Source organism: Streptomyces sp. G5(2025), assembly GCF_049542075.1.
In the GTDB taxonomy this organism is placed as follows: Bacteria; Actinomycetota; Actinomycetes; order Streptomycetales; family Streptomycetaceae; genus Streptomyces.
Genome location: NZ_JBMUZT010000002.1, coordinates 390,638 through 415,895 on the forward strand (window position 1 = coordinate 390,638; position 25,258 = coordinate 415,895).

A 25,258-nucleotide genomic window follows, 5' to 3' on the forward strand; every position below is an offset into this window, starting at 1 on the left:
CCCTTTCAGCCGTTGGCGGTGTCGGTGGTGCGGGCGCCCAGGCGCAGCAGGACGTGGCGGGAGATGTCGGTGAGGGTGATGCCGCCCTGGAGCAGTTCCAGGGGCGGGATCTCGACGTCGAGGTGCTGCTTCAGGGTCGTCAGCAGCTCGGCGGCCATCAGGGAGTCGACTCCGTAGTCCTGGAGCGGCAGCCGCGCGTCGAGGCGGGCGGCGTCGGTCTGCAGGATGCGGGCCAGCAGCTCGGCGAGCGTGCCGTTGACGGTCTCCAGCGCCTCATCCGGGGTGAGTCCGGCCAGCGCGGCCAGGAGGTCCTGGCGGCTGTGGCCGCGGAGGTCGCCGGCGGCGGGCAGCAGCGCCGCGAAACGGGGTGCGGCCACGGCCGGCATGAAGGTGCGCGCCCGGGCCCAGTCGAACCGGCCGATACCGGCGACGACGCTGCCGGACGCCGTCAGTGTCTCCAGGGCGTCCAGTGCCTCGCGGGAGCCGCACGGAGCGCCGCCCAGCGCCTCCAGGGCCGGGCCCAGGCCTTCGCGTGCCACATAGCCGCAGTCCCCGATCGGTCCCCAGGCGACGGCGAGCGTCGGCTTGCTGCCGCGTCGTTGCCGGGCCAGAGCTTCGGTGAACAGGTTTCCGCCGACATACGCGGACTGCGTGATGTTGCCCAACGTCGTGGTGAAGGAGGAGTACAGCCAGAACAGGTCCAGGTCATGCTGGTGTGTCACGGCGTCGAGGGTCGCCGCCCCGGCCGTCTTGGGGGCGAGCACCGCACGGACGCGTTCGTCGGTCAGTTCGACGAGCGGGCCGTCGTCCAGCGTCATGGCCGCATGGACGACACCCGCGAGCCGGTGCCCGGTCGCGTCGATGCCGCTGATCACATCGGCCATGGCGGTGGCATCGGTGACGTCGGCGGCGTACGGAGTGGCCGTCACGCCCCGCGCGGCGAGGTCGGCCAGTACCCCGGGCGCTTCAGGGGCTTCGGCGCCCCGCCGGGAGACCAGGGCCAGGTGACGGGCGCCGTGATCGGCGAGCCAACGGGCGGTGGCGGCGCCGAACCCGCTCAGCCCGCCGGTGACCAGATAGCTGCCGTCGGGGTCGAGCCGGAGCGGCTCGGGCCGCATACGGACGGGCACCGGGCCGTCCTGCGGATCGAACCCGACCACGACCTTGCCGATGTGCCGCGAGTGCTGTAGCAGCTCGAATGCCTCCTTGACCCGGGCGGCCGGGTACACCGTGTGCGGCAGCGGCCGGTACCGCCCGTCCGCGACCCGTGCGGCCACCTCGGTCAGCAGACGCCGACCGCCGGTCCCGGAGTCGCCTCCGTCGGACAGCAGGGTGGTGACGTTGACACCGAAGAAGGCGATGTTGCGGCTGAAGGGCCGCATGAGCAGCGGTTTGTTGGCGTAGATGTCGCGCTTGCCGAGTTCGATGAACCGGCCGCCCGGCCTGAGCGTCTCCAGGCCCCGGTCGATGGCCTGCCCGGCCAGCGAGTTGACCACTACGTCGACCCCGCGCCCACCGGTGATGCGCCGGGCCTGGTCGGCGAAGTCCAGGGTGCGGGAGTCCAGGACGTGTGCGACGCCCAGAGCGTGCAGCAGATCGCGTTTGGCCGGGGTCCCCGCGGTGGCGATGACGGTGGCGCCCACCTGATGGGCGTACTGGACGGCGGCCAGCCCCACCCCGCCGGCGGCACCGTGCACCAGTACGGTCTCCCCGGCCACCAGGTGTGCCAGGTCGTGCAGGGCGTAATGGACCGTCAGGAAGGCCACGGGCAGGGTCGCGGCTTCCGTGAATCCGAGACGGTCGGGGAGCTTCACCACCAAGGGGGCGGGAACGACCGTGTGCGAGGCCAGGCAGGCCGGGGCGGCCGCGCACACCCGGTCCCCGACGCTCAGGCCGTCGACGCCGTCACCCGCCGCCGTGACGATTCCGGCGCATTCCAGGCCGGGTCCGACCTCACCTGCGGTGCTCTCGGTCTCCTCGGGCGGCAGCAGCCCGGTCGCCAGCATGATGTCGCGGTAGTTGAGCGCGGCGGCACGCACCGCGATCACCACCTCGCCGGGCCCCGGCGTGAGGGGCACGCTCTGTGTCCAGACGGGCTCGTACGACAGTCCGGGCGCACGGATCTCCAAGGTGAAGGGATGCTCGCCGCTCGCCTCGACGTGCTCGCCGAAGGGGGCCGTGCGTTCCCGGGGCACGAAGCGGCCGCCCGCGGTGAGCACGATCTCGTCCTCGCGCCCCTGCGCGTCTTCGGTGTCCCCGGGTGACGCGAGGGGCGCCAGGAGTTCTTGGGCCAGCCGGTACGCGTCGGCGGCCGGGTCGCCGAGGCGTTCCAGCGACAGCCGGTTCACCCGCAGTCCGGGGTGTTCGTTGGCCAGGGTGCGGGCCACGCCCCAGGCGACGGCGTCCTGCGGATGGTCGGCGCGCTCGGGTGCGGGCAGCGCGCCGCTGGGCCGGGTCACCAGCCACAGGGCGGGCCGGGCGCCGTCGGGAAGGTCCCGGCAGGCCGTGGCCAGGGCGCGCAGCACGGCCGTACGGCGTACGGCCTGATCGAGCATCGCTTGCGGGCCGGTGGGAGCCTCGCCCAGCACGAGCACCACGGCCGGACTGCCGTCACCCGTAAGGGATTCGGTCCAGAGCGCTGTGTCGACGGGTGCCGTCATCAGCGGCACGGGCCCTGTGCCGTCGCCGGTCAGCAGTGCCGCCAACTGCTCGGCGAGCGGCGTCTCGGCCGCGCTCTCGGTGGACACGATCCAGCGGATGGCTCCGTCCGGCCCGACCAGCGCGGGCCGAGCCGTCTCGTACGCGGGCGACGAGGCCATCAGCACCGAAGTGGGTTCCTCGTCCATTCCGGTGATGTCGCCGAGGCAGGCGATGTCGCCGAAACCCCCCGCACGCAGCGCGTCGCACCACTGGTCGCGGCTCAACAGGGGGGTGTCGGGCCGCGCTTGGTCGTCGTGCCCCCAGAAGCTGTCCAGCGTGCCGAAGAACGGCAACAGATAGTCGGTGTCGTGCGTCTCGGCGGCCAGCAGCCTGCCACCGGGTGCCAGCAGAGCACGCACCCGGCGCAGAGTCGCCCGCGGATCGGCGGTGGTGTGCAGGGAGTTGGCCGCGACGACCAGGTCGTAGGTGCCGTCGGCGAAGCCCTGTCGGCTCGGGTCGGTATTCAGGTCGAGGGGCCGGTAGTCGACGAAGGGGTGGCCGCCGAACCGATGGCGGGCGCGGGCGAAGAAGCCCGCGGATACGTCGGTGAAGTGGTAGACGGTGCGTTCCGGCGGCAGCAGGGGAAGCAGTGCGGCGGTGGCACCGCCCGTGCCCGCGCCGACCTCCAGGACGCGCAGGGGCCGGTCCTCGGGCCACTCCCCCGCGATCCGCGCCGCCAGCGCGGCCAGGACCCTGTTGGCGGGCCGGCAGGTCGGCGCCACGTCGTAGAACTGCTCCAGAGCCTCCCGTGAGCCCTGGCCGGTGAGCAGGTGCAGCGCGTCCTCTTCGCCGCGCAGTACCTTCGGCATGTGCGACAACTGGCGTACGGCCAGCTGAACTTCGGCGGATGCGGCCGGGAAGTCGAACGGCAGTCGTGCCAGGAGAGGCCCGGGCGCCGGGGCCCCGGTCAGCCGCCACCGCCCGTCCTCGCCCCGCGCGGCCAGACCGTGCCGGGACATCAAGGTGAGCAGGGCCCGCGCCAGTCGGCCGTGCTGCCGGAGCATGCCGTGGTGGACCAGGTCGTCGCAGGAGAACTCGCCCGCGCCCGCGCCGAGCAGATCCGCGAACGCGGTGGCGGCCACATGGGCGGTCGCCTGCTTCAGCCGGTCGAAGAATTCCGCGGCGCGCACGGAACGCGCGTCGGCCCGTGCCCCGTCGACGGTGGCCGCGACGGCTCCCACCAGGTCCTGGTTGCCCGGCAGCGGTGAGGGTGGGCAGGGCAGGTGCGGCCGCGGGGCGGCGCGCAGCACCGTCTCGTACCGCTGCGTCGCCCGCTCGGTGGGTGTCGGCATGCGCCGCATGCGTACGCCGTCCAGTTCGGCGGTGACACTGCCGTCAGGGTCGGTGACGGTCACGTCGAAGCAGAGTTCGGCGGTGCCGCGCGTGCGGTCGCGGACGTGCAGCATGCCGGTCGGCGAGGGGCCGCGCCAGACGCGTACGCCCCCGATCGAGGCCGGAAGCCACGCCTGGCCGCCGCCCGTCCGGGCGAGCACGAGCGGCACACACGCCTGGAGCGCGCCGTCCAGCAGCGCGGGATGCACCACGTACTGCGCGGTGTCGGCGGTGTCCGTGGTGTGCCGGTAGGCGGCCAGCGCCTCCCCGTCCCCGGCGTGCAGCCGCACCAGTTGCCGGAACGCCGGCCCGTAGTCCAGCCCGCCCGCGGCCAGTTCGGGATAGAGGGCGTTGGTGTCACCCCGGCGGGTGCAGCGGGCCCGCACCCCCGCCAGGTCGATCCGCGCGGGCGGTCGGCCGATCAGCTCACGTACCCGGCACCGGGCGTGCGGGCGGGGCTGTGTGCCGTCGTCCTCGACGCCGTCGACGGCCTCGGTGCTGGTGATGGTGACCATGCCGTCCTCAGGTGAGAACGCCAGTTGTACGCGCACGTCACCGGCCCGGTCCCAGGGGACGACCAGTGGGCGGCTCACCTCCAGCCAGGACAGCTCCACCGGGCCGTCCAGCACCCGTCGGCCCGCGGACAGAGCCATCTCGGCGTAACCGGCCGCGGGAAACACCACGGAGCCGGCCACCTTGTGGTCGATCAGCCAGGGCACCAGGGCCGGTTCGACGGCTCCCTGCCAGGAGGGCTCCGCCGTCGGCAACCGCTCCCCCAGGAGCGCGTGGTCCAGCCGTCCCGCCCCACTGCTGCGGATCCACTGCTGCGGGACGCCGCTCCAGTACCGCTCCCGCTGCCACGGGTACGCGGGAAGGTCCGCCACCCGCGCGGGACGGGGGAACCAACGCGCCCGGTCCAGCTCCGGCCCGGCGGCGAGCAGCGCCTCGGCCGACCGGCGCAGCGCGACCGGCCCGGCGACATCACGGCACAAGGTGGGGAGAACGGCCACCTGCTCGCGTCCGCCGGTGATCCGTCGCAGATACGTGCGCAGGACCGGATGGGGACCGACCTCCAGCAGGACATCGACGCCCGTGTCCATGGCGTGGTCGACGGCGTCGGCGAACCGGACCGGTTCGCGCACGTTGCGCCACCAGTAGTCGGCGTCCAGACCGGTCGCGGGAACGGGTCCGCCGGTCACGGTGGAGATGAGCTTCTCGGTGCTTCCCGTGGGGGCCAGTCCGGCGAGGCCTGCGGCCAGCGGTGTGCGGGCCGCTTCCATGGCCGGGCTGTGGAAGGCGTAGTCGAGGTCCATGAGCCGGAAGAACACGTCCCGGGCCGCCAGGTCCTCCCCCAGCGACTTCAGCCGCGCCTGCGGCCCGGCGACCGTCACGTCCCTGGCGCTGTTCACCGCCGCGACGACCAAGCCGGGGTACGCCTCCACCACCCCCTCTGCCTCGGACGACGACAGTCCCACCGCGGCCATCCGGCCGCGTCCGGCCGTGGCCGCCTGGGCCCGGCCGCGCTCGGCGACCACCCACGCCGCTTCGCGAAGCGTCAGCGCGCCGACGGCGTACGCGGCGGCCACCTCGCCGACGCTGTGCCCGAGGGCGAGTTCCCACCGCACACCCCCCTCGCGCAGCACCGCCGTGATCCCGGCCTGCACCGCGAACAGCAGCGGCTGCGCCACCTCCGTGGCGGCCAGCCCCCATTCGTCCGCCTGGCGCAGCTGCTCGGCGACGGACCAACCGAGCCGGGGCGCCAGCTCGGTGTCGACCGCCTCCACCTCGGCGCGGAACACCGCGTCGACGTCCAGGAGGTCGGCCGCCATCCCGGCCCACTGCGAGCCGTTGCCCGCGAAGACCAGGCAGACCTCGCCGCGCCGCACCGCCTCGCCCGTCGCGGCCTCGCCGGACAGGAGCCGCGCCGCCTCGTGCGGCGTCGAGGCGAGCGCCACCCGACGGTGGCGGTGCCTGGCCCGTCGCACACCCGCGGTGGCCGCGATGTCGTAGAACTCCCGTGCTGTGGCGCCCGTCAACCGTGCGGCCAGGCGCCGCGCCGCCTCCTCGGCCGCCTGCGGGGTGCGCCCCGAAGCGATCACCGGAACCTCGCCCCGCTCCTCGGCGTCGGGGCCAGGAGCGGCGGTCGGCGGCCGGCCGAGGACCACATGGGCGTTCGCGCCGCCGAACCCGAAGGAGTTGACGCTCACGAAGCACCGGCCCTCACCCGACGCCAGGGGGCGCGTCCGCCCGACCGGATCCAGGCCAAGGCCGGCGAAGTCGATGTCCGCGTTGAGCGGATCCAGGTGGAGCGAGGCCGGGATCGTGCCGTGGCGCAGCACTGCCAGGGCCTTGAACAGCCCCGCCATGCCCGAGGCGGGCTCCAGGTGCCCGAGGTTGGACTTCACCGACCCGATGGGCAGCGGACCCCTGGTCCGCGCGGCGCCCAACGCCCGGCCCAGTGCCAGGCACTCGGCCGGGTCTCCCGCCTGCGTGCCCGTGCCGTGCGCCTCCACGTACGCCACCTCGTCGGGGGCGATACCGGCCCGCTCGTACACCTGTCGCAGCAAGTCCTCCTGCGCCTGCGCGCTGGGCAGTGCCAGTCCGGCGGTGCGCCCGTCGCAGTTGCTGCCGGCCGCGGCGATCACGCCATGGACCCGGTCCCCGCCGGCCACCGCGTCGGCCAGGGGCTTCAGTACGACCACGCCCGCGCCCTCGGCCCTGACGAACCCGTCGGCGTCCGCCGAGAACGCCGCGCAGCGGCCCCGCTTGGAGAGCATGGACGCCTGGCTGAACCCTACGAATCCGCTCGGGTTCAGCAGGACGTTGACTCCGCCCGCCAGTGCCACGCGGCTGCCGCCCGAGGCCAGTTCGCGGCAGGCACGCTCCACGGCGACCAGCGACGAGGAACAGGCGGTGTCGATCGCCATGCTCGGCCCGCGCAGGTCGAAGAAGTGCGAAAGCCTGTTCGCCGCGATCGCGTGCGCGGCACCGGCCATGGAGTAGGCGTTCATCTGCCGGGCCCTGATCATCTGCAGACCGCCGTAGGAGAAGTCCGAGACACCGATGAACACGCAGGTGTCGGAGCCCGTCAGCGTGCCGGGGTCGATCCCCGCGTCGTCCAGTGCCTCGACGGTCGTCTCCAGCAACAGGCGGTGCTGCGGGTCCATTTGGGCCGCTTCCCGCGGCGAGATCCCGAAGTAGGCCGCGTCGAACCCGGCGATGTCGGGGAGGAAACCGCCCCGGGCGGTGTACGACTTGCCGGGCCGCGCCATCGCCGTATCGACGAACCGTCCGGCCTCGAACCGGTCCTGCGGCACCGTCCCGACCAAGTCCCGCCCGGCTTCCAGCGCCTCCCACAATCCGGCCAGATCCGTGATCCCGCCGGGCAACCGGCACCCCAGGCCCACGATGGCGAACACGTCTGTCTTGGACAAAGCCACCGTCATACCGACACCCCGGGCCATCACTGTCTGAATTCATGTGAGTACGGGGCGTAACCATGGCAAGAGATGCGAAGTGAGTCAAATGGGCGGGGTCCGACCTCCGGGGGAAGCCCTCCAGGGGGGAACCTTGGGCGGTTCCCACCCCGGCCCGGTGTAGCCACGGGGCCGCCACCCTTCCTCTTCGTTCGGCACGCCACCAGCATCCAGAGCGCGCCCCGGGCCGCCATGCCTGTGCGCATTTCCAACTGCCTTGGGGTGAAGGCGAGTTGGCCAGCCAGCCGCTTCACTTCCGCGCCGCCAGTTGGAAGAGGCGGGCGGTGTGCATGTAGGGCGGGCGTGCGGTCGCGGCGAGTTCGAGCTGTTCCAAGTGGGCGTAGAACGCAGGGTCGTACTTTCGTGCGTCGTCGGTGATGTAGTCGCAGAAGCTGCGGATGCCGTAGTGCCGCACGTCCCGGCAGCCAAGGGTCCGCAGGACGGTGATGATCTCCTCGGCCGCGTGGAGCCGCAGTGCCGTGTCGAACGTCTGCGTGCGGGCCTGGTCGGTGTCCAGCGCGGCCAGCGCGGCGGCGGGGTCCATCGCGCGGACGGCGGCGGTCAGGGCGGCCGAGTGCCGGTTGATCGCCATGACGGAGAACAACCCACCGCGCCGCAACGGAGCGAGGGCCGCGGCGAGAGTGCCCGGGACGTCGTCCACGTACTGGAGGAGGTTGTGGCACAGCACCACGTCGAACTCCCCCTCGGCCAGGTCGTGGGGCAGCGCGGCCACGTCGGCGCGCACGCAGGTGATCAGCTCCGACAGGCCTGCCGCGGCGGCTCGTTCGGTCGCGGCGGCGAGCATGGCGGGGGCGTGGTCGACGACGGTGACGCGGTGCCCGCGCGCGGCGAGACGCACGGCGTCACCGCCGTCGCCGCCGGCCAGGTCGAGTACGCGCGACGGCGGGCCGTCGTCGCCCAGGTGACGGAGCAGGTTGGCCTCGGCGATCACGTAGCGCAGACGGCCCCAGGGGGCGTCCTGCCACTCCTGCCACCTGGTCATGGCGGTCTCGAACTTCTCGGCGGCTTCAGACATCCGGTGACGATAGCCGGGGTTGCCTTTTGTCGGGCTGGCGGGCGGGCGGCCGGGCCGGCTGGCGGGGTTGGTGGACTCGGCCCGTTCGAAGTTCTGCTGGATCCCGGCACCGCGCGGCGACACCTCTTTCTCGCGCGGCGGAACCGCCCTGATCAGCGCCACGGCCCCCGCGCCGGGATGTCACTTCGTGTTACTCTCGGATCTTTGCGCGCGCGTGATGGCCGACGCTCTCGCCCTCGGGGCGGCGTCGTCCGTCGACCGCTCGTCCTGCGACCAGCAACCACCATCCTGCCGGGCCTTCCTCGGTATGTTCGCCTGCGGAAGGCTCTTCATGAAGCGTACGGACCACCCCGGCACCGCCCCTGCCCCTGGCGACGGACTCGACGGCCCCACTCCGGCCGCGCCCGCGATCACCTCCTTCGCCGAGCTGGAACTGCCCGCCCCGGTCCTGCGCACCCTCACCGAGCAGGGCGTTCGCGAGCCCTTCCCGATCCAGGCGGCCACCCTGCCCAGCGGCCTCGCGGGACGTGACGTCCTGGGGCGCGGCCGCACCGGTTCCGGCAAGACGCTCGCCTTCGGTCTGCCGCTGCTCGCGCGCACCGCCGGGCGCCGCGCCGAGCCGAAGCAGCCGCTGGCTCTGATCCTGGTGCCGACCCGTGAGCTGGCCCAGCAGGTCACCGAGGCGCTCACGCCGTACGCCGACGCGCTCCGGTTGCGTATGGCCGCGGTCGTCGGCGGCATGTCGATCGGCCGGCAGATCGCCGCGCTCCGTGAGGGCGCCGAGGTCGTCGTCGCCACCCCCGGCCGTCTCCACGACCTCATCGAGCGCAAGGCCTGCCGCCTGGCCCGGGTCCGGATCACGGTCCTCGACGAGGCCGACCAGATGTGCGACATGGGATTCCTTCCGCAGGTCACCGACGTACTCGACCAGGTCCACGCCGACGGTCAGCGGATGCTGTTCTCGGCCACCTTGGACCGCGACGTCGACCAGCTCGTCCAGAGCTACCTCCATGAGCCCGTCGTCCACTCCGTCGACCCGTCCGCGGGCGCGGTCACGACGATGGACCACCATGTCCTGGTCGTCCACGGCCCCGACCGGTACGCCGTCACCACGGAGATCGCCGGCCGCGAAGGCCGCGTCCTGCTGTTCCTGGACACCAAGCACTCCGTCGACCTGCTCACCCGGCACCTGCGGGCCAGCGGGGTGCACGCCGCGGCGCTGCACAGCGGCAAGTCGCAGCCGCAGCGCACCCGGACCCTCGCGCAGTTCAAGAACGGCCAGGTCACCGTCCTGGTCGCGACCAACGTCGCGGCCCGCGGCCTGCACATCGACGACCTCGACCTCGTGGTGAACGTCGATCCGCCCACCGACCCCAAGGACTATCTGCACCGCGCGGGCCGCACCGCCCGGGCCGGCGAGTCCGGCAGCGTCGTCACGCTCGTCCTGTCCGGTCAGCGCCGCGAGATGAGCCAGGTGATGTCGGAGGCCGGCATCGAGGCGACGGTCACCAAGGTGCGCTCGGGCGAGGCGGAGCTGAGCCGCATCACCGGGGCCAGGGCCCCTTCCGGCACGCCGCTCGACGGCGGGCCCGCGGCGCCCCGGCCCAAGAACGTCAACGCCCCCTTCCGCGGTCTCGGCACCAGCAAGGACGCCTCTCGCGGTACGGGCGGCAAGTCCCGCAAGGCGGGCGAGGCCCGCAAACTCGCCGAGGCCCGCAAGGCGGCCATGGTCCGCCGGGGCCGCTGAGCGCTCAGACGCGCGACGCCGACGCGACCAGCTTGCCCTTTCGGCAAGAAATCTTTCCGTACGGCGAGGGCCTGCGCACAGTGGGCGCATGACCACCTCACGAAGCTCCGACACCGCACCCGGGGCCGGAATCGGCACCGAACCGCCCGAAGACGCGCAGCAATTCTGGGACGAGCGCTACCGCGGCGGCACGCAGCCCGGCCGCGGCCGGCCCAACGCCGTCTTCGCCGGTCTCGTCGCCGGCCTGCTGGCTGGCAGCGCCCTCGATCTGGGCTCCGGCCCCGGCGGTGACACCTTGTGGCTGGCGGGGCGGGGCTGGACGGTGACCGCCGTCGACATCTCGCCCACCGCGCTGGCGGGCGTGCGGGCCGACGCGGACGCCGCCGGGCTGGGGGGCCGGGTCCGCACCGAGCACCACGATCTGAGCGTGTCCTTCCCGAGGGGCCGGTTCGATCTGGTCTCGGCCCAGTTCCTCCAGTCGCCTCTCGCCTTCCCTCGGCAGCGTGTCCTGCGGCAGGCCGCCGAGGCGGTCGCCCCCGGCGGCCTGCTGCTGATCGTCGAGCACGCCTCGATCCCGCCCTGGGGCCGCGCGGCCCACCCGGACGTGGAGCTGCCGACGGCCGCCGGGACGCTGGCCGGGCTCGCCCTGGAGGAAGGGGAGTGGACGGTCGAGGGCGCGGAGGCCCGGCAGCGGGAGGCGACCGGACCCGACGGGGCGACCGCGACCGTGGACGACAACGTCATCGCGGCACGTCGCAGGCCGTAAGCCCTGCCCGGACCTCAGCTCCGACCGGGTGACCGCGGTCGGCCCGGTCGTGGCACGCCGCGGCCGGACCCGACCCGGCCGCCAGACTGGGCGGAGCCCGCCGCAGCCGTACACCCGGAGCCCTCATGCCCCAGTCCGCCGCCACCGGAGCGACCGACGCGAACACCTTCCCCGCGCTGTGTACGCACACGCACCTGTTCCCCGGCGCCCGCTGCCGCCTCCAGGGGCTGCCCGACCCGCACGCGTTCGCCGCCGACCCGTGGTCCATCGGCGTGGATCTGCGCTTCTCCGACGACGCGGTCGCCGACGCGGAGCTGCGCACCGGGGGGCCGCAGGGCCCCGTGCTCACCGTGCCGCCCCACACCACGGGTGCGGGCACCCGCATCGGTGAACGCGCTTGGCTGGTCCGGGAGTTCACGCGGGTGGGAGACGAGGTCGAAGTGAAGATCGGCGGCCACGCCTGAGGTGCGCGGAGCCGCGCGCGGCCTCGGCGCCGGAGGCCAACTGGTCGCGCCTCCCGTAGAGTTATGCCGTTCTGGCTTCGACACAAGCAAGGAGGCGGGAGCCGTCGACGCTCACGTGCGGACCCGTGTTTCGGCGTACGCCATCGCCGTGGACGACGACCGGCTGCTGCTGACCCGCTTGTCGGACGCGTCGCCGGTCTTCCTGCCCGGCCTGTGGCATCTGCCGGGTGGCGGTATCGACCCGGGCGAGCAGCCCGTCGAGGCGCTGGCCCGTGAGCTGCGGGAGGAAACGGGGCTCGACCTCGCCTCCGCGCGACTGGTCGACGCGCGGTCGTACGCCGTGCGGCGGCGCGGGGTTGACTGGAACCTCACCGGGCTCTTCTACGCCGTCGACCTCAAGGGCGGGGCGCCTGCGGTGGCCGAGACGGACGGTTCGACGGACGCCGCGCGCTGGATGCCTCTCTCCGGCCTCGAAGACTCCTTCCTGTCACCGGCGGCCGCCGACGCCTTCGCATGGCGGTGTCCACGGAGTGGGGTGGGCCTCTCCTCCCCAGGTAGGAGACAACGCACCACAAGGCTCAGCCGCGTTCGCGTTCGCGTTCGCGTTCGTGTGCGCGGAGGTACGCCTCCAGCTCCGCGGCCCCGGTCAGCATCGCCCGACCGCGGGCGGACAGCCGGCCGTGCCAGTCGCGCAGCGCGGCCTCCAGCGGCTCCAGGCCTCCGGCCGCCCGCACTTGGGCGATCAGCGGGGCGATCTGCTCCAGCAGGTAGCCGCCCCGCCGCAGCTGGTGGGCGAGTCGGGCGTCCCGTACGTCGGCCTCGTCGTAGACGCGGTAGCCGGTCTGCGGGTCACGGCTCGGGCGGACCAGCCCGGCGCGCTCCCATTTGCGCAGCGTCGCGGGGCGGATGCCGAGTCCGCTCGCCAGCGGCCCGATGAACGTGCCGCCGGGCTCGGTGACCGCAGGTTCGGACACAGCGGTGGGGTCCAGATCGCGCAGGGCGCTCTCCACGGCCTGGAGTGTCCGGCGGTCGTCGAGGAGTTGGGCATGGCTCTCGTCGACGAGGCGGAACGCCTCGTCGGGCGATCCCTCGTTCACCGCCCGCATGACCGAGGCGGCCGTCCGGTGCCCGTGGCCGGGCACCAGGGCGAGAAAGGCACGCAGGGCGCGCGCGTGCAGCGGCGTATAGGTGCGGTAGCCGTGGGGTGTGCGGTCGGCGGCCGGAAGGATGCCGGCCTCCTCGTAGTTCCTGACGGCCTGCGTGGACAGGCCGTGCCCGCGTGCCAGGTCGACCGGCCTGAGCCGATCACCGCTTTGAAGGTTCTGCCCCATGTCCCTGCCGATGTCGCGTAAGAGTTTCAACCGAGAGTTCAACGATACCGTTGAGGTCATGGCTGACATCGAAAACGCGGGCATCAAGAAGGCCGACATCAAGGACACCATCCATGCCGTCGACGGCGCCGCCGTCATGAGGGTGCTTCCGGCCCGGCCGAGGCTGCTCGCCCTGGGCGAGCCCACCCACGGCGAGGGCACTCTGCTCGACCTGCGCAATGAGCTCTTCCGGCAACTCGTCGAGGAGGAGGGCTACCGGACGATAGCCATCGAGAGCGACTGCCTGCGGGGCCTGGTCGTGGACGCGTACGTCACCTCGGGCACGGGCACCCTCGACGAGGCCATGGAGCACGGAATCAGCCACGGCTGGGGCGAGTTCGCGGGCAACCGCGAACTCGTGCGCTGGATGCGCGCGTTCAACGAGGGCCGGCCCGCGGCCGACCGGCTCCGCTTCGCCGGTTTCGACGGCCCGCTGGAGATCACCGGCGCCGCGAGCCCCCGCGAGGCCCTCGCCGCCCTGCACGGCTACCTCTCCTCCCACGTGGACGCGGACCTGCTGCCCTGCACCGCGGAGACGCTCGACCGCCTGCTCGGCGCCGACGGCCGGTGGACCGATCCGGCGGCGATGACGGACCCGGCCCAGTCCATGGGACAGTCGGCCGAGGCGCGCCAACTCCGGCTGATCGCCGATGACTTGGCGGCGCTGCTCGACGCGCGGACGCCGCACTTGCTCGCGGCGGCCTCCCGGGACGACTGGGACCGGGCGCGCCTGTACGGGCGTACCGCGACGGGGCTGCTGCGCTACCACCACTGGATGGCGGACACTTCACCCGCCCGTATGGACCAGCTGCTCAGTACACGGGACCAGATGATGTCCCACAACCTCCTCGCCGTCGCGGACCGTGGTCCGGCGCTCATCCACGCCCACAACTCCCATCTGCAGCGGGAGAAGAGCACGATGCGCATGTGGCAGGGCCCGGTGGAGTGGTGGAGCGCCGGCGCGCTGGTGAGCGCCCGGCTCGGCGAGCAGTACGCCTTCGTGGCCACCGCGCTGGGGACGATCCGGCACCAGGGCGTGGACGCGCCGCCGCCGGACACCGTGGAAGGGCTCCTGTACACACTTCCGGTCGACCGCTGTGTCGTCGACGCCCCGCGGCTGGCCGCGGCCCTCGGCGAGACGCGGCTCACGCCCCGCGTGTCGCCGTGGTTCGGCTACTCCGCGCTCGATCCGGCGCACTTGGCGGATGTTGACGGCATGGTGTTCGTCAAGGATGTCGGCCCACGCGGGCCGCAGCGATAGCGCCCCTCTGTCCGCCGTGGGCGGCTTCCCAGCCATCGGATGCTTAGGTTAGGCTCAGCTAAGTGACCGATGCCCTTCGAACACCGCGCCCCGCCCCCCTCGGCGCCCACGCCCCCTCCACCCCGTTCACCCCCTCCACCCCTTTCCCCGACAGCGGGGAGGCGCTGGAGACGCCCCGGCTCAAGGAGTTCCGGGGCCGCACGGTGGTGATCAAGTTCGGCGGCAACGCCATGGTGGACGACGACCTCAAGCGGACGTTCGCCGAGGACGTGGTGGAACTGCGGCGCGCGGGCCTGCGCCCGGTCGTGGTGCACGGCGGCGGACCGCAGATCAGTGCCCTGCTCGACCGGCTGGACCTGGAGGTCCGCTTCGAGGCGGGGCTGCGGGTGACCACCCCCGAGGTCATGGACGTGGCCCGGATGGTGCTCACCGGCCGCGTCCAGCGGGAGCTGGTGGGGCTCATCAACCGTCACGGGCCGTTCGCCGTGGGGATGACCGGCGAGGACGCGCACACCATGACCGCCGTGCGCCGCCCCGCCTGGGTGGACGGCGAGCAGGTCGACATCGGGCTCGTCGGCGACATCGTCGACGTGAACGCGGAGACCCTGACCACCCTGCTGGACGAGGGCCGCATCCCGGTGGTCTCCCCCGTCGCCCGGGGGACGGACGGGCAGGTCTACAACATCAACGCCGACCTCGCGGCGGCCGCGCTCGCGGTGGCGCTCGACGCGGAGAAGCTGGTGATGCTCACCGACGTCGAGGGCCTGTACGCGAATTGGCCGCACAGCACCGAGGTGATCGAGCACCTGACGGCGGACGAGCTGGAAAAGCTCCTGCCCGAGCTGGCGAGCGGCATGCTCCCCAAGATGGAGGCGTGCCTGCGGGCCGCCCGGGCGGGCGTACGCATGGCACACGTACTCGACGGCCGGGCGCCTCACGCCGTGTCGCGCAGGGTCTTCTCCGACGTCCGCCACGGCACGGTCGTGGTTCCTGAGCCGGAACCGAGCGGCGACAGGGAGCGCTGAGAGACGCCTTGTGTACGTGAACCCCGGACCGATGGGCCGGGGTTCACGTGCACAAGACCATAGGAACGTCAGAGCGTTCGGGCGAGGACCCGCGAATTGCGGGTGGGGTCCAGCGAGTCCGCCCAGGCGCGCGGCGCCAGTTCCACCGCGGCGGGCGCGAAGCCGTGCCGGAGGAAGAGCTCGCCGCCGCCGGTCGTCGCGGTGAACAGGGTTTGAAGGGACCGGGCGTCGGCTTCGGTCAGCGCCGCGCGCAGCAGTGCGTCCCCCACCCCGCGCCCCTGACTGCGCGGCGCGACGCAGAAGTTGTACAGGACGCCGGCCGGTCCGCGGTCCTCGGCCGGGTCGGCGGCGTGGACACCCACCCCCAGACAGCCCTCCAGGGTGCCGTCATGGGCCTCCACGACCAGGAAGTCGGTCGCGTCCGAGGCGTAGAGCGACAGGGGGCGCTCGCGCAGCGCTCCCGAGCGGACGAACGGCCGGGACAGCGCCTCCAGAGCGGCGGCGTCCCCCGGGCGCGCGGAACGCACGGCGAGCAGAACAGGCGGGGCGGCGCACGGCGACGGGGCACCGAGGCGCGGGGCGGCCGTGGACAACAGGTTCCCTTCCTCCGGATCAACTAAGGTTAGCCTGCCCTAAGTGAAACCTCAAAAGCCAGCCCGGGCCACCTGAGCCACCGTCACACCACAGGGTGTCAGGAAGATTCGGCGCGGCCGTCGACGTACGTCGTCACGACTTCGATGTCACCGATGCGCGACGTACTGACGCGCCGCGGGTCGTCGCCCAGCACCACGAGGTCGGCGCGCTTGCCCGGAGCGAGGGTGCCCGCGCTGTCGTCCCAGTGGCAGGCGAAGGCACCGCCGACGGTGTACGCGCGCAGGGCCTCGTCCACGGTGATGCCCTCGTGGGGGCCGATCAACTGGCCGGTCTCCGAGGCGCGCTCGACCATGAACTGGATGGCCCGCAGCGGCGCTCCGTCCGTCACGGGCCGGTCGGAGCTGCCCACCAGGGTGACGCCGTGGTCCAGGAAGCCCCGGCCCCGGTAGAGCCACGGGGCCCGCTCCTCGCCCATGATCGCCGCGTAGTCGTCGCCGAAGTAGCGCAGGAAGTTGGGCTGCACCACGGCGCTCACGCCGAGCCGGGCGAAGCGGGCGAGCTGGTCCGGGCGGATCAGCCCGGCGTGTTCGATCCGGTGGCGCGCGGCGGGGCGCGGGTGCGTCCGCTGGGCCCGTTCCAGTGCGTCGAGGGCGACGTCGGCGGCACGGTCGCCGATCGCGTGGACGGCCAGCTGCCACCCGGCGAGGTGGCCGGCCACGATGGTGTCGGCGAGCGCCTCCGGGTCGTCCTGCAACTGCCCTGTGTGGTCCGAGCCGTGGTCCGTGCCGTGGTACGGGGCGGTGAGCGCGGCGGTGCGCGCCATCATGCCCCCGTCGGTGTAGACCTTCAGCGCGCCGATGGAGAGCCAGTCGTCGCCGAACCCGGTGCGCAGACCGAGGTCGAGGGCGCGGGGGGTGTGGTCGGCATCAGGGAGGGCGACGGGATGCAGGGCGTCCGCGGCCACCATGAGCTGGACGCGCAGGGGCAGTTGGCCCTGTTCCCTTGCCAGTTGGTAGGCCGCGAGCTCGGCCGGGCTGTGGCCGAACAGGGAGCCGCCGATGCCCGCCTCGGCGCAGGCCGTCACGCCTTCCGCTCGGCAGGTCCGGGCGGCGTGCGCGATGGCGTCCGCGAGTTCCTGCTGCGTGTGCGGCGGACGGAGCGCGCGTGCGGCGCCCATGGCGCCCTCGGCGAGGAAGCCGTTCTCGTGGGGCACGTCGGCCGGGAGCAGGTCCAGGACGGCGCTGTTGACCACGCATCCGTGTCCGGAGTCGTGCAGCATGAAGACCTTGCGCCCCTGGCTGACCCGGTCCAGCTCGGCGGCGGTCAGATGGCGTCCGAGGGCCCGCTGGTCGTACCCGGCGAGGGCCACCCAGGCGTCCGGCGGCGCCTGCCGCGAGACGGCCGCCGCCACGACCGCGAGCACGTCCTCGACCCGTTCGCAGGGCGCCACACTCGGCGTACGCGCCTTCAGTCCCGTCCACGCGAGATGAACGTGGCTGTCGATGAAGCCGGGCAGCACGGTGGCGCCTTGGAGGTCGACGACCTCGCGGGCGGGCAGCGAGGTGACGGCGTCGTCCAGGCCCACGATCCTCCCCCGCCAGATCCCCACGTCATGGGCGACGGGGCGGGCCGGGTCCATGGTGAGGAAGCGGGCGTTCGTCAGTCGCGTGGAGAGCATCGGGGGCGGTCCGTCCTAGCTGGTCTCGGCCATCGCGGCGACGGTGGGCACGTCGTCCCGGGGGTCATCGGGCAGGTGGCGGCGGGGCGCGGCGGGCACCACCAGCGGGGTGCCGGTCTCGGGGTCGTCGATGATGCGGCAGGGCAGGCCGAACACGTCCTCGATGAGGTCGGCGGTGACGACGGTGGCCGGGTCGCCTTCGGCGGCGACTGTTCCGCCGGCCCGCATCACGATGAGGTGAGTGGCGTAGCGGCAGGCCTGGTTGAGGTCGTGCAGGACGGCCACGACCGTGTTCTTCTTGCGCGCGTGCAGTTCGGCGCAGAGGTCGAGGACCTCGACCTGGTGGGCGATGTCGAGGTAGGTGGTGGGTTCGTCGAGGAGCAGGATGGACGTCTGCTGGGCGAGGACCATGGAGAGCCACACGCGCTGGCGCTGCCCGCCCGAGAGGTCGTCGACGGGGCGGTCGGCGAGTTCGAGTACGCCGGTCTGGCGCAGCGCCTCGGTGACGGCCGCCTCGTCCTCGGCGGACCACTGCTTGAGGAGGCGCTGGTGCGGGTAGCGGCCGCGGGCGACGAGGTCGCCGACCGTGATGCCGCCGGGCGCGGTCGAGGACTGCGGGAGCAGTCCGAGGCGGCGTGCGACCTCGCGCGAGCGGTACGACGCGATGGCGGCGCCGTCGAGATAGACCTGGCCGGAGCGGGGCTTGAGCATCCGCGCGAGGGCCTTGAGGAGAGTGGACTTGCCGCAGGCGTTCGGCCCGATGATCACGGTGAAGGAGTGGTCGGGTATGTCGACGCCCAGCGAGGTCGCGACGGTCCGCTGGTCGTAGGAGAGCGTGAGGTCCTCGGCCCGCAGGCGGGGCGTGGGCCGGAGTGTGGGCTCGGTCGTTGCAGTCATGCGCGGCTCTTTCGCGACTCGGTGATCAGCAGCCAGATGAGGTAGAGCCCGCCGATGGTGCCGGTCGCCGTGCCCACCGGCAGCAGCGTGGGGGCGAAGACACGCTGGGCGAAGAGATCGCTGCCGGCCAGCAGCAGCGCGCCCATGAGGGCGGCGGGCATCAGCGACGGTCCCGAGGACCTGGTCAGCCGGCGGGCCAGCTGCGGCGCCGCCAGGGCGATGAACCAGATGGGGCCGGTGACCGCCGTGGCGAACGCGGCGAGCGCGACGCTGATGACGAGCAGCGCCGTGCGCGTGCGCGGCACGTTGACCCCGAGGGCCATGGCGGTGACGTCGCCCATCTCCACCATGGACAGGCGGCGGGAGAGCAGGAAGGCGAGCGGGAGCAGGACGAGCACCGCCAGACCGATGGCGTTCGCGTGCTGCCAGCCGCGGCTGTTGAGACTCCCGATCAGCCAGGCCTGCGCCTCCAGGGCCTCCTGCCAGGTCGCCCGGGTGATGAGGTACGAGTTGACGGAGAGCAGCAGGGAGCTGACGCCGATGCCGACGACGACCAGCCGGAAGCCCTGGAGTCCTCGGCCGAGCAGGAGCAGGTAGACGGCGCCGGCGGTGAGGAACCCGCCGATCAGCGCGCCGAACGCGATCTGCGCCATGCTGCCGTGCAGCACGGTGATGACGACGAGCGCGCCGACGGCCGAGCCGTTGGTGAAGCCGATGATGTCCGGGCTGCCCAGGGAGTTGCCCGTCAGGCTCTGCAGAATGGCGCCGCTGACCGCGAGGGCCGCGCCGACGCAGATCGCGGTCAGGAGGCGGGGCATGCGCAGGGTGTTGACGATGAAGTCGGCGCCGGGCGATCCGTTGCCCGTCACGGCCTTGAGCACTTCGCCGACGGACAGTTCGAAGTCGCCGGTGGTGAGCGTGACGAGCATGACGGCGATCAGCGCCGCGAACATCGCGGACGTCACGGCGAGCACCCGTCCCTGGACGCGTACGGAGGGGCCGCGCCGTCCGGCGCGGAGCACCGTCCCGCTGATGACGGGACGCGGCCGCCCGGCGTTCTCGCCGCCCGCGCCCGGGGACTTCTCCTCGGCGGGAGCGCCCGCCTCACGTACAGGACTCACAGCATGGCCAGCTTTCGACGACGGCACAGCGCGATGAACAGCGGTGCGCCGATGAACGCGGTGATGATGCCGACCTGGACCTCGCCCGGCGAGCCGAGCACCCGGCCGAGCACGTCCGACCCGATGAGCAGGATCGGCGCGAGCAGCATCGAGTACGCGAGGACCCAGCGCTGGTCGGGGCCGACGATGAACCGGGCGACGTGGGGCACGGCGAGGCCGACGAACGCGATCGGTCCCGCCGCCGCGGTGGCGGCGCCGCACAGCAGCATGACCGCGAGGGCGCCGAGCAGCCGGGTCCGGCCGACGTTCAGCCCGAGGGCCCGGCCGAGCTGGTCGCCCATCGCGAGGGCGTTGAGGGACGGGGCGAGGCAGAGCGCGATCGCCAGGCCGACGGCGACGAACGGGAGGATGGCGTAGACGACTTCGAAGTACCGGCCGGAGAGCGAGCCCACGTTCCAGAAGCGGAACTGGTCGAAGGCCTCCGGGTCGAGCAGCAGGACCGCGGAGTTGAAGGCGTACAGGACCGCGGTCACGGCCGCTCCCGCGACGACCAGGCGGTCAGGGGTGGCCACCTTGCGTCCGGAGGTGCCCAGGAGGTAGACGACGACCGAGGCGACGGCGGCGCCGATGAAGGCGAACCACACGTAGCCGAGGACGGAGCCCACGCCGAGGAAGGCGATGGCCACCACGACTCCGGCGGCGCTTCCCAGGCTGATCCCGAGCAGGCCCGGGTCGGCGAGCGGGTTGCGCGTCAGGGCCTGCATCAGCGCTCCGGAGAGGCCGAGCGCCATGCCGACGAGGAGCCCGAGGAGGGTTCTGGGGATGCGGTAGTCGTGGATGATGATCGACGTCTCGGACCCGTCGGGGTTCCACAGCGCACTCCAGGTCGCGGTGAAGGGAATTCCCCTCGTACCCACCCAAACGCTGAGCAACGCGACGAGGACCAGCGCGCCGAGCGCCACGAGCAGGCCCACGCCCCGCAGGGCGTTCACGGACCGGCCCGCTGCGGGCGGGGCCGCGACGGCGGTCGGCTCTTCGGACACCGCCCGGGTTTCGACCGACAACGACAACTCCCCCTGGCGGCAGTTCAGGCGTCGCACCGCGTCAAGCACGCAAAGAAGTCAAGAACGCAAAGAACACGGCGCGAACGGCAAGTTGAGACTTAGGTGAGGCTAACCGAATGTATCCGGCCGGGTCAACGCGCGGGTGGTGACCTCAAGATGGACGTGCGGCCACGATGGGGAAGCCGAGTATGCAGACGACGCCGGGGTGACGACAGAGGCGCACCGTCTGTTTAGAGTAGCCTTACCTAACCATCTGAACGTCTTCGCGGAGGGCCGCATGCCAGCTGGAGCACCAACCGGGGGGCACGTCCTCCGCAGGGCGATCAGGGGGCAACGACGCCGTATCGTCGCCGCCTCCCTGCTCGGCATGACCCATCAGGGATGCGAGGCCCTGGTCCCTGTGGTCATCGGCGTCGCCATCGACACGGCCGTCGCGACCGGCGACTCCGGGGCCCTGTGGCGCTGGCTCCTGGTGCTCGCTGTCCTCTTCTTCGTGCTGTCCACGTGCTATCGCAACAGCGCGCGGATCACTGAGGGCGCGGGCGAGCAGGCCGCACACGAGCTGCGGCTCGAACTCGGCGCCCGGGTCCTCGACCCGCGCGGCGGCTCCGACGCGAACCGGCTGCCGGGCGCGCTCACCAGCATCGCCACCAACGACGCCCGCCGGGTGGGCTCCGTGGCGACGGTCCTCACCTACGGCATCGCGGCGGTCGCCGCCCTGGTGATCAGCGCGGTGGCGCTGCTCAGGATCTCCGTCCCGCTCGGCCTCCTCGTCCTGCTCGGCATCCCGCCACTGCTGTGGCTCGGACACCGCATCAGCCTGCCGCTGGAGCGCCGCAGCGAGACCGAGCAGGAGCAGGCCGCGCACGCCTCCGGCGTCGCCGCCGACCTGGTCTCGGGGCTGCGGGTCCTCAAGGGCATGGGCGCCGAGTCGGCCGCCGTGGCCCGCTACCGCACGACGAGCCAGGACTCCCTGGCCGCCGCGCTCAGGGCCGCCCGCAGCCGGTCCGGCCACGAGGGCGCCGTCCTCGCCCTGACCGGCGTCTTCATCGCGGTCATCGGTGTCGTGGGCGCCTATCTCGCCATGCGCGGCAGCATCAGCGTCGGCGAACTGGTGGCGGCGGTCGGTCTCGCGCAGTTCCTGCTCGGCCCGTTCCAGCTGCTCACCTACGTCAACGCCGAGTTCGCCCAGGGCCGCGCGTCCGCACGGCGGATCGCCGAGGTGCTGGCCGCGCCCGCCGCCGTGGAGGGTGGGCAGGACATGCCGTCCGACCGGGCCGCGGGGCACATCCGGCTGCGCGGGGTGTCGCTCGGCACGCTGCGCGCGGTGGACCTCGACATCGAGGCGGGCAGCCTGACCGGCGTCGTCACCAAGGACCCGGCCGTCGCCAACGACCTGCTGCACTGCCTGGCCAGGGAGACCGACCCCGCCGACGGCCTCGTCGAGCTGGACGGCGTACCCCTGACCGCACTCGATCCGGACGGGCTGCGCCGCGCCGTCCTGGTCGCCCACCACGACGCCGACCTGTTCGAGAGCAGCCTCCTGGACAACGTGCGGGCAGGCGCGGACGACCAGGCCGGGGCCGCGGTGGTCGACACCGCCCTCACCGCCTCGGCGGCGGACGAGGTCGCCCGGCTGCTGCCCGACGGCGCGGACACGGTGCTCGCCGAACGCGGCCGGTCGCTCTCCGGCGGCCAGCGCCAGCGCGTGGCGCTCGCCCGGGCGCTCGCCGCCGACCGACCCGTCCTGGTCCTGCACGACCCGACCACCGCCGTGGACACCGTCACCGAGTCGCGGATCGCCGCCCGGCTGCGCGACGCCCGCCAGGGCCGCACCACCGTTCTCATCACCACGAGCCCGGCCCTCCTCGCGGTCACCGACCGCGTGATCGTCCTCGACGAGGGCACCGTGTCGGCCGAGGGCCGGCACGCCGAACTCGTCGCCGCCGACGAGGCGTACCGAGCGGCGGTGCTCGCATGACATCCGCGTACGCAAGCGAGACACAGAAGCCGGCGGAGACCGCGAAGCCGGGAGAGACAGAAGAGACCCCCGACACCATGAGCCCTACCAGCACGGACCGCGTCCTCCTGCCGACCGCATCCGCCTCCGAGAGCCTGGCCGCGCTGCGCACCATGCTGCGCGGCCACCGGCTCCTGGCGACGGTCGCCTTCGTGGTCCTGGCCGCGGGCACCGCAATCGGTCTGCTGACCGCTCCCCTGCTCGGGCACATCGTCGACCTGGTGGTGGACAAGCGCGGCTCCGACGCGTTGACGGTGCCGCTGATCCTGCTGGTCGCGGTGGCGCTGGTGCGCGGCGCCGCGACGGCGATCGGCAGCGCCCTGGTCGCCCGGCTCGGCGAGACCGTTCTCGCGGCCGTGCGCGAGCAGTTCATCGAGCGGGCGCTGCGGCTGCCGCTCGAACGCGTCGAGGCCGCCGGATCGGGCGACCTGGTCTCCAGGGTCACCAGCGACGTCTCCGTGATCGCGAAGTCGGTGCGCCAGGCGCTGCCGGAGTTCACCCGCTCCGCGCTCACCATCGTGCTGACCCTCGGCGGACTCGCCGTCCTCGACTGGCGCTTCCTGCTGGCGGCGCTCGTGGCCATGCCCGTCCAGGTGCTCTCCGTACGCTGGTACCTGCGCCGCTCCTCCCCCGTGTACGCCGAACACCGCGTCGCCACCGGGGCCTTGCAGCACCAGCTGCTCGACAGCATCGGCGGGGTGCGGACCGTGCGCGCCTTCCGGCTCAACACCACGCACGCCGGCCTCCTGGAGCAGCGGTCGGCATCGGCGCGTGACCTGGCGCTGCGCGGCATCCACATCGCCACCGGGTTCTTCTCCCGGCTGAACCTCGCCGAGTACCTCGGTCTCGCCGCCGTGCTCGCCGCCGGCTTCGCGCTGGTCGACAACGGCTCGGTGAGCATCGGCACGGCCACCGCGGCCGCGCTGTACTTCTACAGCCTCTTCAACCCGGTCAACGCCGCGCTGTTCCTGCTCGACGACGCGCAGTCCGCGGGCGCGAGCTTCACCCGCCTGATCGGGGTCTCGAACCTCCCCGCCGAGCGCGCGGCGGGCAACAGCGGTGCCCCGGTGGACGGCTCGGTCAAGGTGACCTCGCTCGGCCACGCGTACGCCTCGGGTCAGCCCGTGCTCGCCGACGTCGACCTGGAGATCCGCAGCGGCGAGCGGGTGGCGCTGGTCGGTGCGAGCGGGGCCGGGAAGACCACGCTCGCCAAGCTCATCGCCGGGGTCCACGAACCGTCCAAGGGGGCCATCGCCCTGGGCGGCGTCGACACGCGGGAGCTGGGACCGGCCGGGGTGCGCCGCGCGGTGACGCTCATCAGCCAGGAGGTCCATGTGTTCGCCGGGCCGCTCGCGGAGGACCTGCGCCTGGCGCGGCCCGAGGCCACCGATGACGAACTGCGCGCGGCCCTGACCCATGTGGGCGCCTTGGAGTGGGCCGAGGCCCTGCCCGAGGGCCTCGCCACCGTCGTCGGCGAGGGTGGGCACCGGCTCACGGTGACCCAGGCGCAGCATCTCGCCCTGGCCCGCCTGGTGCTCGCGGACCCGCCCATCGCCATCCTCGACGAGGCCACGGCCGACGCGGGCAGCGCGGGCGCACGCGTCCTGGAGACGGCGGCCGTACGGGCGCTGGAGGGGCGTACGGGCCTGATGGTGGCGCACCGCCTCCCCCAGGCCGCGACCGCGGACCGCGTCGTCGTCCTCGACCAGGGCCGCGTCGTCGAGACCGGCACCCACGACGAACTCGTGGCGGCCGGTGGCCGCTACGCCGCGCTGTGGGCGGCCTGGTCCGACAGCCGCCGGGAGGTTCCCGAAGGGGCCTGAACACACGCCTTCCGCCAACAGGAAAGGGGCTCGACCCGCTCGCCGGGCCGAGCCCCTTTCCGCTGCCTCGCTCACTGGTTCCGCTGTGCGGCTCCGAAGGCGGGCGGCCTCTGCTGGTCCCCGGCAGGGCCGACGTCGCCGTTTTTCCATTCCGGGTCGTAGGCGCAGGGCACGGTGGCGCCGCCGGTGAAGTACTCGCGGTCCGGGTACCAGGTGAAGGACATCCGCTCCTCGCCGTCGTCCCGCTGGACGAACAGGTCCCAGGACGTGCCTCTTTTGCCTTCGCGGTACGACGTGACGTTCCAGCCCTCGTCCTGGAGGAATCGGTGGAGGCGGCGGAGACCGGGGACCGCCTGGCTCGCCGGCACATGGTCGAGGGCCCAACTGTGGCTCATCGCGTAGGCGCCGTCGACGGTCTTGTCCTCAAGTCCCAGCAGCCCGCCGTCGTGGCAGAAGGAGGAGCCGAGCGTGTTCTCCGTGCTGACGCCGATGTCCTCGACTCCGGGGGCGATGGTGCGCTTGAAGCCCAGGACGGTGTAGGCCTTCTGGGAACGCTGGAGGGCGCGGTCCGCCATGTCCTCGGGTGCGACGCGGGGGAAGTCCGTCGACGCCCAGGAGCCCCAGGCGAGCGTGCCGGCGAGCAGCAATACGCCGAGGAGCGCGGCGCCGCCGCATCCCGGAGTGGGGCGGGCCCGAGGGGAGGCCCCCGGCTCGGGCGCGTCGGGGGTGGTGGCGGGGCTGGGCACGTTCTCATCGGGCATACGAGCACCCTAGGCAGGCGCGGCGGCATGGCAGATGGGCGCGGGGACCCGGCTGGCATGAGTACACGTACTCAGGTGGGCTGCGCGTATGGTGCTCGTCCCGTGACGTAGAAGGCGAAACCG

General features: G+C 72.9%; 16 protein-coding genes and 1 pseudogene. 8 read left to right on the forward strand and 9 right to left on the reverse strand.

What is annotated here, in order from left to right:
* Positions 1-5: 5 nt before the first annotated feature.
* Together ACOBQB_RS02175 and ACOBQB_RS02180 are read right to left on the reverse strand one after the other, a co-directional pair.
* Positions 6-7,472 carry an SDR family NAD(P)-dependent oxidoreductase gene (locus ACOBQB_RS02175; RefSeq protein WP_423590341.1) on the reverse strand — a complete coding sequence of 2,489 codons (7,467 nt, stop codon included), beginning with the start codon at positions 7,470-7,472 and terminating at the stop codon, positions 6-8.
* A gap of 286 nt (positions 7,473-7,758) precedes the next feature.
* Complete coding sequence (locus ACOBQB_RS02180; protein WP_423588322.1) at positions 7,759-8,544, reverse strand: class I SAM-dependent methyltransferase; 786 nt, start codon at positions 8,542-8,544, stop codon at positions 7,759-7,761.
* Positions 8,545-8,875: 331 nt separating this feature from the next.
* Between ACOBQB_RS02180 and ACOBQB_RS02185 the strand changes: the two genes are divergently transcribed.
* The 4 genes and pseudogenes from ACOBQB_RS02185 to ACOBQB_RS02200 all read left to right on the forward strand — a co-directional run.
* Positions 8,876-10,291: a DEAD/DEAH box helicase gene (locus ACOBQB_RS02185; RefSeq protein WP_423590343.1), complete on the forward strand. Its 1,416-nt coding sequence runs from the start codon at positions 8,876-8,878 to the stop codon at positions 10,289-10,291.
* 88 nt (positions 10,292-10,379) lie between these two features.
* Complete coding sequence (locus ACOBQB_RS02190) at positions 10,380-11,057, forward strand: class I SAM-dependent methyltransferase (protein ID WP_423588323.1); 678 nt, start codon at positions 10,380-10,382, stop codon at positions 11,055-11,057.
* A 125-nt stretch (positions 11,058-11,182) separates the two neighbouring features.
* Entirely contained in the window at positions 11,183-11,521 is a 339-nt protein-coding gene (locus tag ACOBQB_RS02195; protein WP_423588325.1) for a hypothetical protein, read from the forward strand.
* Positions 11,522-11,669: 148 nt separating this feature from the next.
* A pseudogene (locus ACOBQB_RS02200) lies at positions 11,670-11,966 on the forward strand (NUDIX hydrolase); the annotation flags it as partial.
* Positions 11,967-12,099: 133 nt separating this feature from the next.
* On the opposite strand, the gene ACOBQB_RS02205 reads toward ACOBQB_RS02200, so the two are convergent.
* Positions 12,100-12,852: a TioE family transcriptional regulator gene (locus ACOBQB_RS02205; RefSeq protein ID WP_423588326.1), complete on the reverse strand. Its 753-nt coding sequence runs from the start codon at positions 12,850-12,852 to the stop codon at positions 12,100-12,102.
* Between the two features lie 58 nt (positions 12,853-12,910).
* On the opposite strand from ACOBQB_RS02205, the gene ACOBQB_RS02210 reads away from it, so the two are divergent.
* Together ACOBQB_RS02210 and argB are read left to right on the forward strand one after the other, a co-directional pair.
* Positions 12,911-14,152: an erythromycin esterase family protein gene (locus ACOBQB_RS02210; protein ID WP_423588327.1), complete on the forward strand. Its 1,242-nt coding sequence runs from the start codon at positions 12,911-12,913 to the stop codon at positions 14,150-14,152.
* Between the two features lie 164 nt (positions 14,153-14,316).
* Positions 14,317-15,177, forward strand: coding sequence for an acetylglutamate kinase (gene argB / locus ACOBQB_RS02215; RefSeq protein ID WP_423590344.1), 861 nt, complete (start codon positions 14,317-14,319; stop codon positions 15,175-15,177).
* 68 nt (positions 15,178-15,245) lie between these two features.
* Here argB and ACOBQB_RS02220 read toward each other — a convergent pair whose 3' ends face one another.
* From ACOBQB_RS02220 to ACOBQB_RS02240, 5 genes are all read right to left on the reverse strand, one after another.
* A complete protein-coding gene (locus tag ACOBQB_RS02220; protein ID WP_423588328.1) occupies positions 15,246-15,770 on the reverse strand; it encodes a GNAT family N-acetyltransferase in 525 nt (174 codons plus the stop codon).
* Between the two features lie 98 nt (positions 15,771-15,868).
* The gene (locus tag ACOBQB_RS02225; RefSeq protein ID WP_423588330.1) at positions 15,869-17,449 is read right to left on the reverse strand and encodes an amidohydrolase; all 1,581 of its coding nucleotides are present in this window, start codon (positions 17,447-17,449) and stop codon (positions 15,869-15,871) included.
* A gap of 15 nt (positions 17,450-17,464) precedes the next feature.
* Positions 17,465-18,346, reverse strand: coding sequence for an ABC transporter ATP-binding protein (locus ACOBQB_RS02230; protein WP_423588332.1), 882 nt, complete (start codon positions 18,344-18,346; stop codon positions 17,465-17,467).
* A complete protein-coding gene (locus ACOBQB_RS02235; protein WP_423588334.1) occupies positions 18,343-19,467 on the reverse strand; it encodes a FecCD family ABC transporter permease in 1,125 nt (374 codons plus the stop codon). Before ACOBQB_RS02235 ends, ACOBQB_RS02230 begins: the two co-directional genes overlap by 4 nt.
* Positions 19,464-20,537: a FecCD family ABC transporter permease gene (locus tag ACOBQB_RS02240; protein WP_423590346.1), complete on the reverse strand. Its 1,074-nt coding sequence runs from the start codon at positions 20,535-20,537 to the stop codon at positions 19,464-19,466. The genes ACOBQB_RS02235 and ACOBQB_RS02240 overlap by 4 nt, the downstream gene beginning before the upstream one ends.
* 271 nt (positions 20,538-20,808) lie before the next feature.
* Here ACOBQB_RS02240 and ACOBQB_RS02245 point away from each other — a divergent pair, with 271 nt between their 5' ends.
* Complete coding sequence (locus ACOBQB_RS02245; RefSeq protein ID WP_423588336.1) at positions 20,809-22,512, forward strand: ABC transporter ATP-binding protein; 1,704 nt, start codon at positions 20,809-20,811, stop codon at positions 22,510-22,512.
* Positions 22,513-22,589: 77 nt separating this feature from the next.
* Positions 22,590-24,374, forward strand: a complete 1,785-nt coding sequence (locus ACOBQB_RS02250) for an ABC transporter ATP-binding protein (protein ID WP_423588337.1) — start codon at positions 22,590-22,592, stop codon at positions 24,372-24,374.
* Positions 24,375-24,445: 71 nt separating this feature from the next.
* Here the strand turns inward: ACOBQB_RS02250 and ACOBQB_RS02255 are convergent, their stop codons facing one another.
* Positions 24,446-25,135, reverse strand: a complete 690-nt coding sequence (locus ACOBQB_RS02255; protein ID WP_423588339.1) for a hypothetical protein — start codon at positions 25,133-25,135, stop codon at positions 24,446-24,448.
* Positions 25,136-25,258 lie beyond the last annotated feature (123 nt).